Source organism: Halopseudomonas sp. T1L2 (assembly GCF_055397385.1).
The window spans coordinates 2,638,540-2,653,373 of sequence record NZ_AP040865.1; the positions used below are offsets into that span (position 1 = coordinate 2,638,540).

At 62.2% G+C, this 14,834-nt stretch carries 22 protein-coding genes; 17 read left to right on the forward strand and 5 right to left on the reverse strand.

Annotation, left to right across the window (positions count from 1 at the left end; genetic code table 11):
- Positions 1–70: 70 nt before the first annotated feature.
- Entirely contained in the window at positions 71–1,696 is a 1,626-nt protein-coding gene (locus tag ACZ5WQ_RS12505; protein WP_464382406.1) for a PHA/PHB synthase family protein, read from the forward strand.
- Positions 1,697–1,703: 7 nt separating this feature from the next.
- Positions 1,704–2,318 carry a TetR/AcrR family transcriptional regulator gene (locus ACZ5WQ_RS12510; protein WP_233048485.1) on the forward strand — a complete coding sequence of 205 codons (615 nt, stop codon included), beginning with the start codon at positions 1,704–1,706 and terminating at the stop codon, positions 2,316–2,318.
- A gap of 75 nt (positions 2,319–2,393) precedes the next feature.
- Here ACZ5WQ_RS12510 and ACZ5WQ_RS12515 read toward each other — a convergent pair whose 3' ends face one another.
- From ACZ5WQ_RS12515 to ACZ5WQ_RS12525, 3 genes are all read right to left on the reverse strand, one after another.
- Complete coding sequence (locus tag ACZ5WQ_RS12515; protein ID WP_233048486.1) at positions 2,394–3,155, reverse strand: phasin family protein; 762 nt, start codon at positions 3,153–3,155, stop codon at positions 2,394–2,396.
- A gap of 20 nt (positions 3,156–3,175) precedes the next feature.
- Positions 3,176–3,586 (reverse strand): phasin family protein, encoded by a 411-nt coding sequence (locus ACZ5WQ_RS12520; protein WP_228247038.1) that lies wholly within the window; start codon positions 3,584–3,586, stop codon positions 3,176–3,178.
- Between the two features lie 195 nt (positions 3,587–3,781).
- Complete coding sequence (locus ACZ5WQ_RS12525; protein WP_228247039.1) at positions 3,782–4,057, reverse strand: polyhydroxyalkanoic acid system family protein; 276 nt, start codon at positions 4,055–4,057, stop codon at positions 3,782–3,784.
- A 160-nt stretch (positions 4,058–4,217) separates the two neighbouring features.
- Here ACZ5WQ_RS12525 and ubiE point away from each other — a divergent pair, with 160 nt between their 5' ends.
- From ubiE to ACZ5WQ_RS12570, 9 genes are read left to right on the forward strand one after another with little or no spacing between them, the layout of a single operon-like run.
- On the forward strand, positions 4,218–4,979 hold the full coding sequence (gene ubiE, locus ACZ5WQ_RS12530; protein WP_228247040.1) for a bifunctional demethylmenaquinone methyltransferase/2-methoxy-6-polyprenyl-1,4-benzoquinol methylase UbiE: 762 nt from the start codon (positions 4,218–4,220) through the stop codon (positions 4,977–4,979).
- Positions 4,979–5,602, forward strand: coding sequence for a ubiquinone biosynthesis accessory factor UbiJ (locus ACZ5WQ_RS12535; protein ID WP_464382407.1), 624 nt, complete (start codon positions 4,979–4,981; stop codon positions 5,600–5,602). The genes ubiE and ACZ5WQ_RS12535 overlap by 1 nt, the downstream gene beginning before the upstream one ends.
- Positions 5,599–7,197 (forward strand): ubiquinone biosynthesis regulatory protein kinase UbiB, encoded by a 1,599-nt coding sequence (ubiB, locus tag ACZ5WQ_RS12540; protein WP_464382408.1) that lies wholly within the window; start codon positions 5,599–5,601, stop codon positions 7,195–7,197. Before ACZ5WQ_RS12535 ends, ubiB begins: the two co-directional genes overlap by 4 nt.
- A 54-nt stretch (positions 7,198–7,251) precedes the next feature.
- Positions 7,252–7,668, forward strand: a complete 417-nt coding sequence (gene hisI / locus ACZ5WQ_RS12545) for a phosphoribosyl-AMP cyclohydrolase (protein WP_088276120.1) — start codon at positions 7,252–7,254, stop codon at positions 7,666–7,668.
- Positions 7,661–7,990 carry a phosphoribosyl-ATP diphosphatase gene (locus ACZ5WQ_RS12550; protein WP_088276119.1) on the forward strand — a complete coding sequence of 110 codons (330 nt, stop codon included), beginning with the start codon at positions 7,661–7,663 and terminating at the stop codon, positions 7,988–7,990. Before hisI ends, ACZ5WQ_RS12550 begins: the two co-directional genes overlap by 8 nt.
- A gap of 27 nt (positions 7,991–8,017) precedes the next feature.
- Positions 8,018–8,251: a Sec-independent protein translocase subunit TatA gene (gene tatA, locus ACZ5WQ_RS12555; protein ID WP_228247044.1), complete on the forward strand. Its 234-nt coding sequence runs from the start codon at positions 8,018–8,020 to the stop codon at positions 8,249–8,251.
- Between the two features lie 21 nt (positions 8,252–8,272).
- A complete protein-coding gene (tatB, locus tag ACZ5WQ_RS12560; RefSeq protein ID WP_464382409.1) occupies positions 8,273–8,647 on the forward strand; it encodes a Sec-independent protein translocase protein TatB in 375 nt (124 codons plus the stop codon).
- Positions 8,634–9,410, forward strand: a complete 777-nt coding sequence (gene tatC, locus ACZ5WQ_RS12565) for a twin-arginine translocase subunit TatC (protein ID WP_464382410.1) — start codon at positions 8,634–8,636, stop codon at positions 9,408–9,410. Before tatB ends, tatC begins: the two co-directional genes overlap by 14 nt.
- Positions 9,407–10,114, forward strand: a complete 708-nt coding sequence (locus ACZ5WQ_RS12570; protein ID WP_464382411.1) for a 16S rRNA (uracil(1498)-N(3))-methyltransferase — start codon at positions 9,407–9,409, stop codon at positions 10,112–10,114. Before tatC ends, ACZ5WQ_RS12570 begins: the two co-directional genes overlap by 4 nt.
- A gap of 27 nt (positions 10,115–10,141) precedes the next feature.
- On the opposite strand, the gene ACZ5WQ_RS12575 is transcribed toward ACZ5WQ_RS12570, so the two are convergent.
- Positions 10,142–10,489, reverse strand: coding sequence for a hypothetical protein (locus ACZ5WQ_RS12575; RefSeq protein WP_228247050.1), 348 nt, complete (start codon positions 10,487–10,489; stop codon positions 10,142–10,144).
- A gap of 228 nt (positions 10,490–10,717) precedes the next feature.
- Between ACZ5WQ_RS12575 and ACZ5WQ_RS12580 the strand changes: the two genes are divergently transcribed.
- The 6 genes from ACZ5WQ_RS12580 (at position 10,718) to ACZ5WQ_RS12605 (ending at position 14,248) form a co-directional block, all read left to right on the forward strand.
- A complete protein-coding gene (locus tag ACZ5WQ_RS12580; protein ID WP_269688481.1) occupies positions 10,718–11,641 on the forward strand; it encodes a hypothetical protein in 924 nt (307 codons plus the stop codon).
- A 102-nt stretch (positions 11,642–11,743) separates the two neighbouring features.
- The gene (locus ACZ5WQ_RS12585; RefSeq protein WP_269688480.1) at positions 11,744–12,046 is read left to right on the forward strand and encodes a DUF2845 domain-containing protein; all 303 of its coding nucleotides are present in this window, start codon (positions 11,744–11,746) and stop codon (positions 12,044–12,046) included.
- Positions 12,047–12,125: 79 nt separating this feature from the next.
- Entirely contained in the window at positions 12,126–12,755 is a 630-nt protein-coding gene (locus ACZ5WQ_RS12590; RefSeq protein ID WP_269688479.1) for an SDR family oxidoreductase, read from the forward strand.
- A gap of 102 nt (positions 12,756–12,857) precedes the next feature.
- The gene (locus ACZ5WQ_RS12595; RefSeq protein WP_269688478.1) at positions 12,858–13,280 is read left to right on the forward strand and encodes a GFA family protein; all 423 of its coding nucleotides are present in this window, start codon (positions 12,858–12,860) and stop codon (positions 13,278–13,280) included.
- Positions 13,281–13,403: 123 nt separating this feature from the next.
- Positions 13,404–13,784 (forward strand): VOC family protein, encoded by a 381-nt coding sequence (locus tag ACZ5WQ_RS12600; protein WP_228247055.1) that lies wholly within the window; start codon positions 13,404–13,406, stop codon positions 13,782–13,784.
- A gap of 131 nt (positions 13,785–13,915) precedes the next feature.
- Positions 13,916–14,248 (forward strand): DMT family transporter, encoded by a 333-nt coding sequence (locus tag ACZ5WQ_RS12605; RefSeq protein ID WP_464382412.1) that lies wholly within the window; start codon positions 13,916–13,918, stop codon positions 14,246–14,248.
- A gap of 10 nt (positions 14,249–14,258) precedes the next feature.
- Here the strand turns inward: ACZ5WQ_RS12605 and ACZ5WQ_RS12610 are convergent, their stop codons facing one another.
- Positions 14,259–14,738, reverse strand: coding sequence for a winged helix-turn-helix transcriptional regulator (locus ACZ5WQ_RS12610; RefSeq protein ID WP_464382413.1), 480 nt, complete (start codon positions 14,736–14,738; stop codon positions 14,259–14,261).
- Positions 14,739–14,834 lie beyond the last annotated feature (96 nt).

The window sequence follows — 14,834 nt, forward strand, 5'->3', positions numbered from 1 at the left end:
CACAGCCCCGTACAGGGCCTGCTTGCGTTAGACTGCGACACGAGACACGGATCTGGATCAGGAACGCTGGATGCCCGAGCACTCACAAGGACGAACGCGCCAAAGCGCTATCGGGCGAGACCTGTCGCAGAGTCTGCTGGCACTGTTGCGCAGCCTGAGCCAACAACCCTGCCACCATGCAGATTACCTGCTCCAAACCCTGGGCAAGGCCCTGCAAGCATTGCTCGGCCAGCTGGATATCGACGTACCGGAGGGCGACCCCCGCTTCAGCCACCCGGGCTGGCAGGCAACCATGCCACAACGCATTTTGCAGCTTTGGTACGCCTGGCAGCAGCCGCTGAACGCATGGCTCAACGGCCTGGAGATGGCTGAGCACGAGCGCGCGCAACTGCGCTGGCTGCTGGAGCAAGTGGCTGCCGCCGCAGCACCCAGCAACAGCCTGCTCAACCCTGAGGTGCTCGACGCCGCCCGCCAAAGCCGGGGTCATAGCCTGTGCCGGGGCGCACATAACCTCTGGACCGACCTGGCCAGCGGTCGCCCCTTTGCCCAACCCAATCTGGATACCCGTCACCTGCTCGGGCGTGACATCGCCTGCAGCCCTGGCCAGGTAATCGCCCGCCACGCCGAGTTCGAGCTGCTTTGCTATCAGCCATTGACTGACCGCGTCCACAACACTCCGCTGCTGATCGTTCCGCCGCCGATCAACCGCTTTTACCTGCTTGATCTGACCCAGGACACCAGTCTGATCCGCCATGCCCTGCAACAGGGGCTGCAGGTCTACCTGATCAGCTGGCGCAATCCCAATCCCAGCCACTGCAACTGGGGGCTGGGCCGCTACGTCAGCGCTAGCCAGCGCGCGCTGAGCGAGTGCCTGCAGCACAGCGCCAGCCCCCAGGCAACACTCACCGGTGTCTGCAGCGGCGGCCTGATCGCTGCCCTGCTCTGCGCCTGGCAACAGGCCGCAGGCCGCCCTAGCCAACTGAATGCACTCAGTCTGCTGGTAACCCCGCTGGATACTCGCCTGCAGACCGACCTGATGCGCCTGAGCGGCCCGGCAACCCGACAGCGCCTGTGCCAGCGGGTCTGGCGCGACGGCTACCTCGACGCCCGCAGCAGCGGCGCCCTGTTCGGCTGGATGCGGCCGGAACAACTGGTTTGGATACCGGCCGTCACCCGTTACGGGCTGGGCCGCGAGCTGAAGGACTGCCCGGTCAGCACCTGGGGACACGATCACACCCGCCTGCCGGCGCAACTGGTCGAGGACCTGCTCGACCTGTTCGACCGCGACCCGCTTGGCCAGCCCGGCAGCCTGCAGCTGAACGGTGAAGCAATCGACCTCAGCGCAGTGACCCTGCCCAGCTGGCATCTGGCCGCGCGGCGGGATCACATCGTGCCTTGGCAAAACACCTACCCCGGTACCCGTCTGGGGGGCGAGAAAGTCTTCAATCTGTGCCACAGTGGCCATATTCAGGGCCTGCTGTGCCCGCCCGGCCATCCACGCGCGCACTTCCAGCACGGCCAGGTCACCTGCGCTTCTGCCGACGCCTGGCTGGCCACAGCCGAAGCACAGCAGGGCAGTTGGTGGTTGGCCTGGACTGGCTGGCTGAAGCGCTACAGCGGCGATCTGATCAGCGCACCGACTCACGCCGATGGCGGCCACGGCCCGGCGCCCGGCCAATACGTTCAACAGCAATGAGTAACCGATGAAGACCCGCGATCGCATCCTGCTCTGCACTCTGGAACTCTACAATGCCGACGGCGAGCCCAACGTCACCACCCTGGACATCGCCAACGAGCTGGAGATCAGTCCGGGCAACCTGTATTACCACTTCAAGGGCAAGGAAGCACTGCTGGAGGCGCTGGTCGATGACTTTCTGCTTTCCACCCACAGCCTGCTGGTCAGCCCAGAAGAACCCGACGATGCCTCACCCGACGACCTCTGGCTGCTGCTGCACCTGCTCTTCGAAGCCATCGCCACTCACCGCTTCCTGTTCCAGGATCTGTCCAACCTGATGGGGCGCTATCCCTTCCTGCGCCATGCCATGCGCCCGTGGTTGGCGGCGCTGCGCAGCCGACTGAATCAGGTGCTGCGGGCCCTGCGCAACAGTGGCCATCTGATCTGCGATGAGGACGCGGAGCAACGGCTGCTTGACGCGCTGTGCCAGACCACCCTGTTCTGGCTCGACTACCAGCGCGTCGCCGGAGACGGCGAAGTCGATGCCGCCGGCGGCGTACAGCAGATGCTCGGCCTGTTGCGCCCCTGCCTCGACGAGGAGACCGCCGAATGGATGCAGCTGCTGATCGACCGCTACAACTGATCGCCCACTCTCAAGCAGCCAATAAAAAACCCCGCAATGCCGAAGCAGTGCGGGGTCCGGTACGACTGAGCGCAATCAGGCGTCGGTGGGCTTGTCCGCCGCCGGTGCCGCAGCGGGCGCTGCAGGTGCCGGAGCAGGGGTCGCCGCAGCGGGTGCCTTAACAGCCGGAGTCGCCTTCGGCTTGGCCGGGGCTTTCGGTTTGGCTGGTGCCTTCGGCTTGGCCGCAGCAGTCTTCGCCGCCGGTTTGGCAGCCGGCTTCGGTGCGGCCTTCGCGGCTGGCTTGGCGGCCGGTTTCGCTGCGGGCTTGGCAGCTGCGGTCTTCGGCTTGGCTGCCGGCTTGGCAGCAGGTTTCGCCGCCGGTTTGGCAGCCGCAGGGCTGGCTTTCGGCGCAACCTTGGCAGCCGGCGCCTTGCCGGAAGCCATACCCTGAATCAGCTTGGTCAACTCATCGACCTTGTCGTTCAGCGCCTTCACTTCATCACGTGAGGGCACCCCAAGGCGGGAAACAGCACTGTTGAGACGCTTGTCGAAGGCTTCTTCCAGCTCATTCCACTTGCCTGTCAGCTTGCCCTTGGCCTTTTCGGCCTTGGACTTGGCTTCATCAAGCGGGCTCTTGCCGGCTTTCGCCTTACCCTTGAGGGTGTCGACCTGCTTGTCGATCTCGGCCTTGGCTTTCTTCTCGGCAACCTCTCCGTCCTTGATCAGGGTTTCGAAAAGCTTCACGCCCTCCTTCCCGACCTTGGCGTAGGCACCCAGACCTGCCAGCCAGATCTGCCGCGAATAGCTTTCGATATCCGCAACCCAACTTGGATCCTTGTCCTTCTTTTTACCCGCCATGGAGCAACTCCTCTGTGACCTTACTTGCTTTGCAGCGACTTGAGTGCAGCACTCAGATCATCCAGCTTAGCAGACAGCTGATCAATATCTTTCTTGCTCGGAATACCCATGCGACCGAGGGTGGAAGCAACGCGCTCGTCGAATACTTCTTCAACCTTGCTGAAGCGACCGCCGGTCTTTTCCTGCACCTTTTCCTTGAAGGTTTCGATGCGGCTGTTGGCGGCTTCAACCTGGCTGGCGACCAGTTCCTTGCCCTGTTTCTCGACGGCTTCGCCTTCGCTTACCAGCGCCTTGAAATAGTCCGCACCTTCTTTACCGGCCTTGGCATAGGCACCCAGGCCTGCCAGCCAGATCTGATGGGCGTATTTCTTCACGTCAGCAGCAAAACCAGCGGTGCTTTCTTCAATTTTCTTTGCGGTGTTCTTGGCCATGTTCGTAACTCCAGTTCAGTAGATTGGGATACTGCAATGGACCGGTTACCGATCCTTGGAGACAAACTTACCCAGCAAAATTAGAAAACACATACTAAAAACCGGGACCGGGCAGAGCAGCCTGTCCGCGAGGACGTGCACGCAGGCTCTGGGACAGCCGTTACAGCCGGAGCCTGCGACACGATGACACAGCAATCAAACCAGGTACTTGTCCAGTGCCTTCTGCACTTCGCTTTTCACCATGCCGGCCATCGGCGTGAGCATCATGCCCAGATTGACCTGTACTCGCACGTCGGTATCGGAGACAGTGATGCGGCCATCGGCGCCACTGCGTTTGAAGGTCAACTGGTCACCCTCCCAGCTGCATTTGGCGTCCAGCTTCTGAACCAGCTTGTCAGCCAATTTCTGGGCACGCTGACGCGCTTCTTCCTTGCCCAGGCTGTGTTCGCGGGTAATGTCTACGGTCGGCATCGTTTGTTTCATCCAGTGTTGTTAACAAAGCTCGTCAGCATGCCGCAAATGAGGGCAGCCGTCATCACCCGGGGGAAAACCCGGGCGCGGCAAATGGACTGCGCTTCCGGGTGCAAAAAATGGTTAGAATGGGGCAAATTTTCCAGCGCAGACGGAATCCATGAGCGATCGACACGACAGCGACAAAACCACCCACTTCGGCTATCAGACGGTCGCCGAGTCCGAAAAGGCCCAGCGCGTCGCTGAGGTCTTTCACTCGGTAGCCGCCAAGTACGACATCATGAACGACCTGATGTCCGGCGGCATTCACCGCCTGTGGAAGCGCTTCACGATCGAATTGTCTGGCGTACGCACCGGCAACCGGGTACTCGACATTGCCGGCGGCACCGGCGACCTGACTCGCCGCTTTGCCAAGCGTGTGGGCCCGACCGGTGAAGTCATCCTCGCCGACATCAATGCCTCCATGCTCAAGGTCGGCCGCGACCGCCTGCTCGATCTGGGCGTCGCCGGTAACGTACGCTTCGTCCAGGCGGACGCCGAGGCACTGCCATTCCCGGATAACTACTTTGACTGCATCACCATCGCCTTCGGCCTGCGTAACGTCACCCACAAGGACACCGCCATCGCCTCAATGCTGCGCGTATTGAAGCCCGGCGGCCGACTGCTGGTGCTGGAGTTTTCCAAACCCAAGAGCGAGTTGCTGTCCAAGGTCTACGACCAGTACAGTTTCAAATTCCTTCCCCTGATGGGCAAGCTGGTGGCCAACGATGCCGAGAGCTACCGCTATCTGGCCGAGTCGATTCGCATGCACCCGGATCAGGAAACCCTCAAGGCGATGATGGAAGAAGCAGGCTTTGCCCGGGTCACCTACCACAACATGACCGGCGGCATCGTCGCCCTGCACCGGGGCATCAAACCCTGATGCTGCCGGCTGCACTGCTCAAGGCGGCCGAGCGCAGCATTGCTGCGGCACTGGCCCGTGACAGTGTGACCGCCAGGCGGCTCGGCGCACTGCAGGGCAAATCTGTACTTATCTCGGCCCGTGACCCGGACTGGCAACTCTGGCTGCTGCCAGCCGAGGGCGAGATTGCCCTGCGCAACGCCAGCGAACAGCCCGCCGACTGCGAACTGCACGCGCCCAGTGCCCTGCTTGCCCGCCTGCTGATCAGCAGCGACCGCAAGGCGTTGCTGCAGGAGCCGGACGTCGAGCTGGTCGGCGACAGCCAGGTGCTGGTCACACTGCAGAACATCATGACCGACCTCAGGCTCGACGGTGAGGCCGAACTGGCCCGCTGGCTCGGCCCGGTCGCCGGTCACGCCATCGGCAGCGCGCTGCGCCGCAGCCACCACTGGGGCCGCGAAAGCCGCGCAAGCCTGCGCCAGACCCTGGTCGAGTACCTGACCGAAGAGAGCCGTCAGCTGGTCGGCCAGGCCGAGGCCCGCGCCCGCGCCGAACAGCTGCACGCACTGCGCCTGCAACTCGACCGCCTGGAAGCCCGGGTTGAGTTGCTCACTCCTACCGCACCGGACTCGCCCGACGCATGAGACTCACCGCCTTTTCGCGCCTGCTGCGCATCCTGCATATCTTCGCCCGCTACCGCCTGGACCAGATCCTGCTGGCATTGCCGTTGCCGTGGCTGGCGCGCCTGACGCTGCAGCTCGGCCCCTGGCGTCTGCGACCGGCCCCGCGCGACCTGAGCCGTGGCGCGCGGCTGCGCAAGGCCTGCGAAGACCTCGGCCCGGTATTCATCAAGTTCGGCCAGATTTTGTCTACCCGCCGCGACCTGCTGCCCGAAGACATCGCCCTTGAACTGGCCCGTCTGCAGGACAAGGTACCGCCCTTCCCCGGCCCCAGGGCCCGCGCACGGATTGAGGAGCAGCTCGGTCAACGCATTGAGGATGTCTTCGCCGAGTTCAGCGACCAGCCGCTGGCCTCCGCCTCGGTAGCCCAGGTCCACGCTGCCCGCCTGAAAGATGGCAGTGAGGTGGTGGTCAAGGTGGTTCGTCCGGGTATTGGCGAAACCATCGATCAGGATATCCAGTGGCTGTTTCTGGCCGCACGCCTGCTGGAGCGCATTTCTGCCGATGGTCGTCGTCTGCGCCCGGTCGAGGTGGTCGAGGATTACGAAAAGACCATCTTCGACGAGCTGGACCTGCACCGCGAAGCCGCCAATGCCTCGCAGCTGCGGCGCAACTTCGAGGGCTCCGAGCTGCTGTATATCCCCCGCATCCACTGGGACTGGTGTCGCCACAAGGTGCTGGTGATGGAGCGGATCGACGGCATTCCAGTGACCGATCTGGCCGCCCTCGCAGACCAGCGCACCGACATGCAAAAACTGGCCGAACGCGGCGTCGAAATCTTCTTTACCCAGGTGTTCCGTGACAGCTTCTTCCACGCCGACATGCACCCGGGCAACATCTTCATCTCCCGCAAGCACCCGTGGGAGCCGCAGTACATCGCCATCGACTTCGGTATCGTCGGCAGCCTGACGCCGGAGGACCAGAGCTATCTGGCGCGCAACCTGATGGCGTTTTTCAAGCGTGATTACCGCCGCGTGGCACAGTTGCATATCGACTCTGGCTGGGTCCCGGCCGATACCCGGGTCAACGAGTTCGAAGCAGCGATCCGCAGTGTCTGCGAGCCGATCTTCGAGCGCCCGTTGAAGGATATCTCCTTCGGCCAGCTGCTGCTGCGCCTGTTCCAGACCGCACGCCGCTTCAATATGGAAGTGCAGCCGCAACTGGTATTGCTGCAAAAAACCCTGCTCAACATCGAAGGTCTGGGCCGCCAGCTGTATCCGGATCTGGATCTGTGGAATACCGCCCAGCCCTACCTGGAGCGCTGGATGCGCGAACGCATGCTGCCGCAGCATCAGCTCAAGACCTGGCAACAGCATCTGGAACGCGTACCGGCCCTGATTGATACCACCAACCAGGCGCTGGGAAAGCTGGCCAGAGCGCCCGAGCAACCCCGTGCGCAACAGCGTTCGCGCTGGCCGTTGCAATTGGCCGGGATCGCTCTGCTGGTCTTCGGCGCCAGCGCTCTGGGCGGCGCGGACCCGGCACTCTGGCTTGACGCCGCCCCGGCCCAGTGGGGCCTGATCGCACTGGGAAGCTGGCTGATTCTGCGCCGCGGATAGTCAGCACCCCGCAGAACTGGCAAACTTGCGACATTAACTCAAAGACGACCCGCCATGACCGACTCGACCCCCGCCAGTGACTGGCTCGACAGCATCCACTGGGATGCCGACGGCCTGGTCCCCGCCATTGCCCAGGATGTACATACCCAGCGTATCCTGATGATGGCCTGGATGAACCGCGAAGCCCTCCAGCTGACCGTGCAGGAAGGCCGCGGCATTTACTGGTCCCGTTCGCGTCAGCGCCTGTGGCGCAAGGGCGAGGAGTCCGGCAACGTGCAGAAGCTGCACGAGCTGCGGCTGGACTGCGACGCCGACGTGATCATCCTGCAGGTCGAGCAGATCGGCGGCATTGCCTGCCATACCGGTCGCGAGAGTTGTTTCTACCGGGTTCTGAAGGACGGCCAGTGGCAAACCGTCGACGCCGTCATCAAGGACCCGAAAACGTTATACGAGCACCCAAAACATGTCTGACACCCTGAGCCAACTGGCTGCCGTACTGGAGCAACGCAAGCAGGCGTCTGCCGACACCTCCTACGTTGCCAGCCTGCACGCCAAGGGCCTGAACAAGATTCTCGAAAAGGTCGGTGAAGAGTGCACCGAGACACTGCTCGCCGCCAAGGATTGTCAGCACAGCGACGACAAGTCCGACCTGATCTACGAGACCGCTGACCTGTGGTTCCACTCACTGGTCATGCTCAGTCATCTCGGCCTCGGTCCGGACGACATCCTGAACGAACTGGCACGCCGCTTCGACCTCTCCGGTCTGGAAGAAAAGGCGTCCCGCAGCAAATAAACTGGGCAATAGGCCCCGGAGGCAAACATGGGTTTTGGTGGCATTAGTCTGTGGCAACTGCTGATCGTACTGGTCATCGTGGTACTGCTGTTCGGTACCAAGCGGCTCAAGAACATCGGCGGCGATCTGGGCGGCGCAATCAAGGGTTTCCGCAAGGCGATGAACGATGAGGACAAACCCTCGGTCGAAAACAAGTCGGGAGAAACGCTCGACGCCAAGGCGCAAGAGCACAAGCCGGACGCTCCGTCCAACAAGCAGTAATTCGCCGACAGGTTCCGTCTCATGTTCGACATCGGCTTTATGGAAATGCTGGTGGTGGCGATCATCGCCCTGCTGGTACTCGGCCCCGAACGGCTGCCCGGTGCCATCCGCACCGTCAGCCTGACCGTAGGACGGATCAAGCGCGGCTTCTCCGAGGTGCGCAGCCAGGTCGAGCGTGAGATCGGTGCCGACGAAATTCGTCAGCAACTGCACAACGAGCGCATCCTCGCCGAACTGGAAAAACAGGGCCTGAACGCCGGCAGTCCAAGCAATCAGCTGCACGCTGCCAGCGGTAACAAGCCCGTCACACAGTCGTCGCACACTGGCCCGACCGCCGATAAATCCAGCGCCGAGCCCGTCAATGAGCAGCAAGACACCCGCCATGAGCAACCCTGAACTGCCACCAGCCAAATCTGCCGGTGACATGCCGCTGGTCGCGCACCTGACCGAGCTGCGCTCGCGTCTGCTGCGTATCGTGCTGATCTGGCTGCTGATCTTTGCCGGCCTGTTCTACTTCGCCAACGACATCTACGCGTTCATTTCCGAACCGTTGCGGGCGCTGATGCCGCCCGGCACCAGCATGATCGCCACGGACGTGGCCTCGCCGTTTCTGACCCCGTTCAAACTGACCCTGGTCAGCGCGCTGTTCATTGCCATGCCGTTCGTGCTGCATCAGATCTGGGGCTTTATCGCACCCGGGCTGTACAAGCATGAAAAGCGCATCGCCATCCCGCTGCTGGTCTCCAGCATCCTGCTGTTCTACGGCGGCATGGCGTTCGCGTACTTTGTGGTCTTTCCGCTGGTGTTCGGCTTCTTCACCAGCGCCGCGCCGGATGGCGTGGCGGTGATGACCGACATAAACAGCTATCTGGACTTCGTGCTCACGCTGTTTATGGCCTTCGGCCTGTCGTTCGAGATTCCGGTCGCCACCGTGCTGCTGGTGCTGGTCGGCATCATTGACGTACAGAGCCTTAGCAAGGCGCGCCCCTACGTGGTCGTCGGCTGCTTCACCGTCGGCATGGTACTGACTCCGCCGGACGTGATCTCCCAGACCCTGCTGGCGGTACCGATGTGGTTGCTGTATGAAGTCGGCATCCTGTTCAGCCGAATGGTTCGCCCGCGCACGTCAGAAGATCAGCAGGACAGCCCGCAGGCATGAACCTGCTGCTGCTTGAAGAGACTGATTTCATCGACGCGGACCATGTTCGCCTTAGCGGCCGCCGCCTGGCCCATATGCTGGACATCCAGCAGGTCGGCGTTGGCGACACCCTGCGTGTCGGCCGCATCAACGGATTGATGGGCCAGGGCACGGTGTTGGATCTGGACAAGAACAGCGCTCTGCTCAACGTCGTGCTGACCGACCCACCGCCAGCCAAACTGCCGCTGACCCTGCTGCTGGCCATGCCCCGCCCGAAGATGTTCCGCCGCATTCTGCAGCACTGCGCCACCCTCGGCGTACCCGAGATCATCCTGCTCAACAGCGTGCGGGTGGAAAAGAGCTTCTGGCAGACCCCATTCCTGCAACCGGAGGTGGTGCGCGACAACCTGCTGCTGGGCCTGGAGCAGGCGCGCGATACCGTGCTGCCGACGGTGCGCATCGAGAAACGCTTCAAACCCTTCGTCGAGGACAGCCTGCCCGGCATCATCGACGGCCGTCTGGCGCTGGTTGCCCACCCCGGCAACTTCCCGGCCTGCCCACGCGGCAGCGACCAGCCGCTGACGCTGGCCATCGGCCCCGAGGGCGGCTGGGTTCCCTATGAGGTCGACAAACTGATCGAGGCCGGCATGCAGCCGGTGCAACTGGGCGACCGTATCCTGCGGGTGGAAACGGCGGTTACCGCGCTTGTCTCAAGGCTGTTCTGAGCGCCTGCAAGACACCCTGACCGGGTATTACTCCACCCGCACCAGCTTGATATTGACCAGTTCATTACCCTGCATGAGGGTCTTGTCGTCGACGATGGTCCAGACCTCTTCGGTTTCGCCGCTCTTGAACACCAGATAGCGCTTGCCCGCCGACTCGCGCTCGAAGATATCGTCGAAGGTCGTGCGCCGGCCCTCGGACTCGATGTAGTCGTCGCCGATCACAATGCGGTCAGCCCCGGCCATCTCCGCAAAGGCGTTCAGCACGTCGTTGCTGGAACCGGCACGGCTCTCGTAGACACCCTCGAAGTCGTGACCGCCGCAGGCGCTCAGCAGCGCGGCCGCAACCAGCAGCGCACTGTACTTGATCAGTTTCATGTGAAGTTCCTTGTACAAAGACCGCAGCAGCGGCGTGCTGGCCATCATACTCCGCCATACCAGCTATCCAAACCCTGCACTGCGCGCCCGGCGCCGCGCCGATAACCCCGATGAATAGCGCGCCACAGAGCATTTGCCGCGATCCGGAACTGCCGCCTAAACTCGGTCGTTCAGTCAGGCACGTGCCCGTCGCCGTGCAGCTATCCACCCTTTTCAGGAACACCGCCCATGAGTTTTGATACCCCCCTCTACCTCTGCGGCCCGCTGCGCGAGCCCAAGCAGATGCTGGCCGACCAGGAGTACAGCGGTCACTCTTCGATTCACGACGACAGCATGGCCGAGAAACTGGGCTTTCGCGCCGGCCCGATCGAAGGTCCCACCCACTTCAGCCAGTTCACCCCGTTGCTGGTCGAGATCTGGGGCCAGGCCTGGTTTGAGCGCGGCTGCTTTTCCTCGCACTTCCAGAACATGGTGGTCGAAGGCGAACAGGTACGCGCCTTTGTTGAACGCCCCGCTCCGGGTCAGACCCGCGTGCGCTGCTGGGCCGAAAAGGCAGACGGCACGCCGGTCCTGGAGGCCAGCGCCAGCATCGATGCCGCCCCGGGCGAGAGCCTGCTGTACGAACGCATGGCCAAACTGCGGGCACCGGAGAAGCTGGTGATTCTGTCGGACCTGCACGTTGGCATGAAGGGCGCGGTAGACGAAAAGGTCCGCATGGACCCGGACCAGCACATGGGCAAGCTCTACCCGTTCTCGCTGAACCAGAAGCTGGCCGGCATCACCGAGAACTCGCCCTGGTATTCCGATGGCAGCAGCACGCCCTGGGGCCGCGCGGTGATTCCGACCGAGATGGTCAGCGTACTCGCCGAGTACACCAGCAAAGACGCCGCCTTCCCGGTCAAGCAACCGGTTATCGGCCTGTTCGCCGATCAGGAAATCCGCATGATCGACGGCCCGCTGCTGGTCGGCGAGGACTATCTGATCCGCCGCGAGATCGTCGCCCTGTCCGAGAGCAAGCGCACCGAGTCCTACTGGGTACTGACGCGCATCTATGACGCCAGCGGCGAGGTACTCAAGGCCGAGATGCTGCTCAACCACGCCACCCTCAAGCACTCCTATGCCAACTACGAGGCAGAGGCCGCTGCGCTCTGAGTTTGGTGACTGGCGCGCCTCTGCTGGTGTTGCGGCCCTTGCATCCGGGCCGGAGCCGGTGGGAGTATCGACAAACGAACTCCCACTGACAGGAGGTTAGGGATGTTAAGTCGATCGCGTCGTCGGGCACTGTTTGCAGCGCTCCTGGCCCTGCTGTTCAGCCTGCCGGCACATGCACTGCGCTGCGGCACCAGTATCGTTGATGAGGGCGACCTCAAGTTCGAGGTGCTGCAGGCCTGCGGCGAGCCGATCTCGCGCGAGGTCATCGGCTACGTCGACAGCGTGCAATTGAACGACCGTATCCGGGTCATGAATATCGAGGAGTGGATCTACCAGATTCACGGCAACTACCAGAGCCTTGAGTTCGAAGGCAACCGCCTGGTACGCATTACCCGCATCCGCTGACCCTCAGCGGCGGCGGTGCACCCATAACAACAAACGCACCCGCGCAGAGGGTGCGACACTGGCGTGAGGATGTCTGTCCATGAGCAAGACACTGGTTATCGGCAGTACCGGTCAGATCGGCCTGCAATTGCTGCCGCTGCTGCAGCAGGCAGGTCTGAAAGTCGTTGCCCTGACTCGCAACCCCGGTAAGTTGGCCGGCATTGCGGGGCTGGAGATCATCGAAGGCGATCTGGAGAGCGACTTCGAGCACGCCTTTGTCGGCTGCGAACGGGTTATCTTCACCGCCGGCTCTGGCGCCAGCACCGGTGCAGACAAAACCCTGCTGGTCGATCTGTGGGCCGCCCGCAAGGCGGTTGACTACGCTCTCAAGCACCACCTCAAGCACTTTGTCATGGTCAGTTCACGCGGTGCCGACAACCCGGATCGCGGCCACTCGCCAATCAAACCCTATCTGGTAGCCAAGTGCTTCGCCGATGAATATCTGCAGCGCTCCGGCGTGCCCTACACCATTCTGCGTCCGGGCCGTCTGACCGACGACGCCGCGACCGGCTGCATCACCACCCGTCGTCCTGAAGACGCCGAACGCCAGCATATTTCCCGTGCCGATACCGCGCGTATCATTGCCCATGTGATCAGGACCGGGCAAAGCCGTAACATCACCTACGAGCTCTATCGGGGCGATACCCCCTTCGCTGATCTGATCGCCTGATCCGGACACTGCTTCACTGGCGACAAATACGCAGCCTGCCGCAGCATCGGGCAGGCTCGGCTATTCTGAAACCTGTCCAGTATCAGCAGCGGGAGCCCTGCCATGTCAGCGATCAAAACACTTGAAGGCCACTGCCTGTGCGGGGCCGTCACCCTGCGCGCCGCCATCAACCACAGTCAGGTAGGCGCCTGCCATTGCGCAACCTGCCGACGCTGGGGCGGCGGGCCGCTACTCGCAATCGAGAGCGACCAGCCGGTAGCGTTTGACGGCGCACAGCAGATCAGCGTCTACGCCTCATCGGACTGGGCCGAACGCGGCTTCTGCAAGGAATGCGGCACCCACCTGTTCTACCGCCTGCTTGATCAACCTTTCTACGCTATTCCGGTCGGCTTGTTTGACGACCAGCAGGACTGGCAGTTGACCCGAGAAGTGTTTATTGACCAGAGACCCGAGTTTTATTGCTTCGCCCAGCGCACCGAGCAACTGACCGGCGACGAGCTGTTCGCGCTGCACGGCAGTGACTGATCAATAAATAAGCCTTATGGCCGATCAATCTCCCCCTACGGAGGCATTGACGGCAGCGTGGCTTACGCGGAGGCTTGCGTTGACGTACCAGTAAAAACAACACCAACGAAAAGGGATCACCCGATGTTCAGTCACATCATGCTTGGCGCCAATGATCTGGAAAAATCCAAGGCGTTCTACGACGCCACTCTGGGCGTTATCGGCTGCAAACCCGGCTTTGCCGATCCAAAGGGCCGCGTCTTCTACATGACACCGACCGGCGTCTTTGCGATCACCAAACCGATCAACGGCGAACCTGCCAGCTGCGGCAACGGCAGCACCATCGGTTTCGCGATGGAAAGCCCGGAACAGGCTGATGCCTGGCACGCAGCCGGTCTGGCAGCTGGCGGCACCGACTGCGAGGATCCGCCGGGCGTACGTGAAGGCAACGGCATGAAGCTGTATCTGGCCTACCTGCGCGACCCGGCCGGCAACAAGCTGTGTGCGATGTATCGCATGCCCTAAGGCAAGCCCTTCCCTTGAGCAGTTCGGCGGCTTTCGCAGCCGCCGGATTGCGCACAACCCGCCGCAAAAAAACAGTCTGTTCCTGCGCCAGCGGCCTGCGTAACATCGCCTGACCAACCGAGGCGATACGCATGAACCCTTGGGTCTACCTGATCACAGCCATTGTGTCCGAAGTGATTGCCACTTCCGCCCTGAAAGCCAGCACTGGCTTCACCAAACCGCTGCCATCGGTGGTTGTGGTAATTGGCTATCTGGTCTCTTTTTACTTTCTTTCGCTGACACTCAAGACCATTCCGGTGGGCATTGCCTATGCCATCTGGTCCGGGGTGGGCGTGGTGCTCATATCGGTCGTGGCCTGGCTCCTGTACGGCCAGAGGCTCGACCTGCCTGCGCTAATCGGCATGGGGCTGATCATCAGCGGCGTCATGGTCATCAACCTGTTTTCCAACACCGCCGGACACTGAAGCCTCCCGCTCAGCCCGCCAGCAACTTCTCCGCCTCTTCGCCAAAGGCCGCACCCGGCCGCACATCCACATCCCGCGGCCCCAGCGGCTCGGCGCATTCAGAGCACACCATCACCGGTTTCATCCGCTGGCCGCAGCCTTTGTGATAGTGCTCGATTGGCGCACCACGTTCGTCGGCCATCCAGGCATCGCCCCAACTGACCAGCGACAGAATCACAGGATGCAGCGCCAACCCCTTCTCGGTCAGCCGGTACTCCTCACGTAGCGGCCGCTGCTGATACGGCACCTTGAGCAGCACCCCGTGTTCAACCAGTTTTTTCAGACGATCAGCCAGTAAATGACGGGTCAGGCCGATGCGCCGCTCGAAGGCATCGAAGCGGCGTACGCCGAGAAAGCAGTCGCGCAGAATCAGCAGCGTCCAGCGGTCACCCACCACCGCCAGCGTGCGAGACATCGAGCAGGGCTGCTCACCCAGTTCTTCCCAGCGCATGTATTAACCCTCCAGTTGATGTGCTCAGAGTAGCTTGACAAGTTCCAAAATGAAACCCACTATCATGTCAGTTCCAAAAAAGAACCATAGATAACG

Bases quoted from the DNA above. Each gene is read 5' to 3' on its own strand.
- tatA (WP_228247044.1), top strand. From the start codon at position 8,018: ATGGGTTTTGGTGGCATTAGTCTGTGGCAACTGCTGATCGTACTGGTC.
- ACZ5WQ_RS12525 (WP_228247039.1), bottom strand. From the start codon at position 4,057: ATGCCGACCGTAGACATTACCCGCGAACACAGCCTGGGCAAGGAAGAA.
- ACZ5WQ_RS12580 (WP_269688481.1), top strand. From the start codon at position 10,718: ATGAGTTTTGATACCCCCCTCTACCTCTGCGGCCCGCTGCGCGAGCCC.
- ACZ5WQ_RS12515 (WP_233048486.1), bottom strand. From the start codon at position 3,155: ATGGCGGGTAAAAAGAAGGACAAGGATCCAAGTTGGGTTGCGGATATC.
- ACZ5WQ_RS12505 (WP_464382406.1), top strand. From the start codon at position 71: ATGCCCGAGCACTCACAAGGACGAACGCGCCAAAGCGCTATCGGGCGA.
- ACZ5WQ_RS12610 (WP_464382413.1), bottom strand. From the start codon at position 14,738: ATGCGCTGGGAAGAACTGGGTGAGCAGCCCTGCTCGATGTCTCGCACG.
- ACZ5WQ_RS12520 (WP_228247038.1), bottom strand. From the start codon at position 3,586: ATGGCCAAGAACACCGCAAAGAAAATTGAAGAAAGCACCGCTGGTTTT.
- ACZ5WQ_RS12585 (WP_269688480.1), top strand. From the start codon at position 11,744: ATGTTAAGTCGATCGCGTCGTCGGGCACTGTTTGCAGCGCTCCTGGCC.
- ubiE (WP_228247040.1), top strand. From the start codon at position 4,218: ATGAGCGATCGACACGACAGCGACAAAACCACCCACTTCGGCTATCAG.
- ACZ5WQ_RS12575 (WP_228247050.1), bottom strand. From the start codon at position 10,489: ATGAAACTGATCAAGTACAGTGCGCTGCTGGTTGCGGCCGCGCTGCTG.
- tatB (WP_464382409.1), top strand. From the start codon at position 8,273: ATGTTCGACATCGGCTTTATGGAAATGCTGGTGGTGGCGATCATCGCC.
- ACZ5WQ_RS12605 (WP_464382412.1), top strand. From the start codon at position 13,916: ATGAACCCTTGGGTCTACCTGATCACAGCCATTGTGTCCGAAGTGATT.
- ACZ5WQ_RS12510 (WP_233048485.1), top strand. From the start codon at position 1,704: ATGAAGACCCGCGATCGCATCCTGCTCTGCACTCTGGAACTCTACAAT.
- tatC (WP_464382410.1), top strand. From the start codon at position 8,634: ATGAGCAACCCTGAACTGCCACCAGCCAAATCTGCCGGTGACATGCCG.
- ubiB (WP_464382408.1), top strand. From the start codon at position 5,599: ATGAGACTCACCGCCTTTTCGCGCCTGCTGCGCATCCTGCATATCTTC.
- ACZ5WQ_RS12550 (WP_088276119.1), top strand. From the start codon at position 7,661: ATGTCTGACACCCTGAGCCAACTGGCTGCCGTACTGGAGCAACGCAAG.
- ACZ5WQ_RS12600 (WP_228247055.1), top strand. From the start codon at position 13,404: ATGTTCAGTCACATCATGCTTGGCGCCAATGATCTGGAAAAATCCAAG.
- ACZ5WQ_RS12570 (WP_464382411.1), top strand. From the start codon at position 9,407: ATGAACCTGCTGCTGCTTGAAGAGACTGATTTCATCGACGCGGACCAT.
- hisI (WP_088276120.1), top strand. From the start codon at position 7,252: ATGACCGACTCGACCCCCGCCAGTGACTGGCTCGACAGCATCCACTGG.
- ACZ5WQ_RS12590 (WP_269688479.1), top strand. From the start codon at position 12,126: ATGAGCAAGACACTGGTTATCGGCAGTACCGGTCAGATCGGCCTGCAA.
- ACZ5WQ_RS12535 (WP_464382407.1), top strand. From the start codon at position 4,979: ATGCTGCCGGCTGCACTGCTCAAGGCGGCCGAGCGCAGCATTGCTGCG.
- ACZ5WQ_RS12595 (WP_269688478.1), top strand. From the start codon at position 12,858: ATGTCAGCGATCAAAACACTTGAAGGCCACTGCCTGTGCGGGGCCGTC.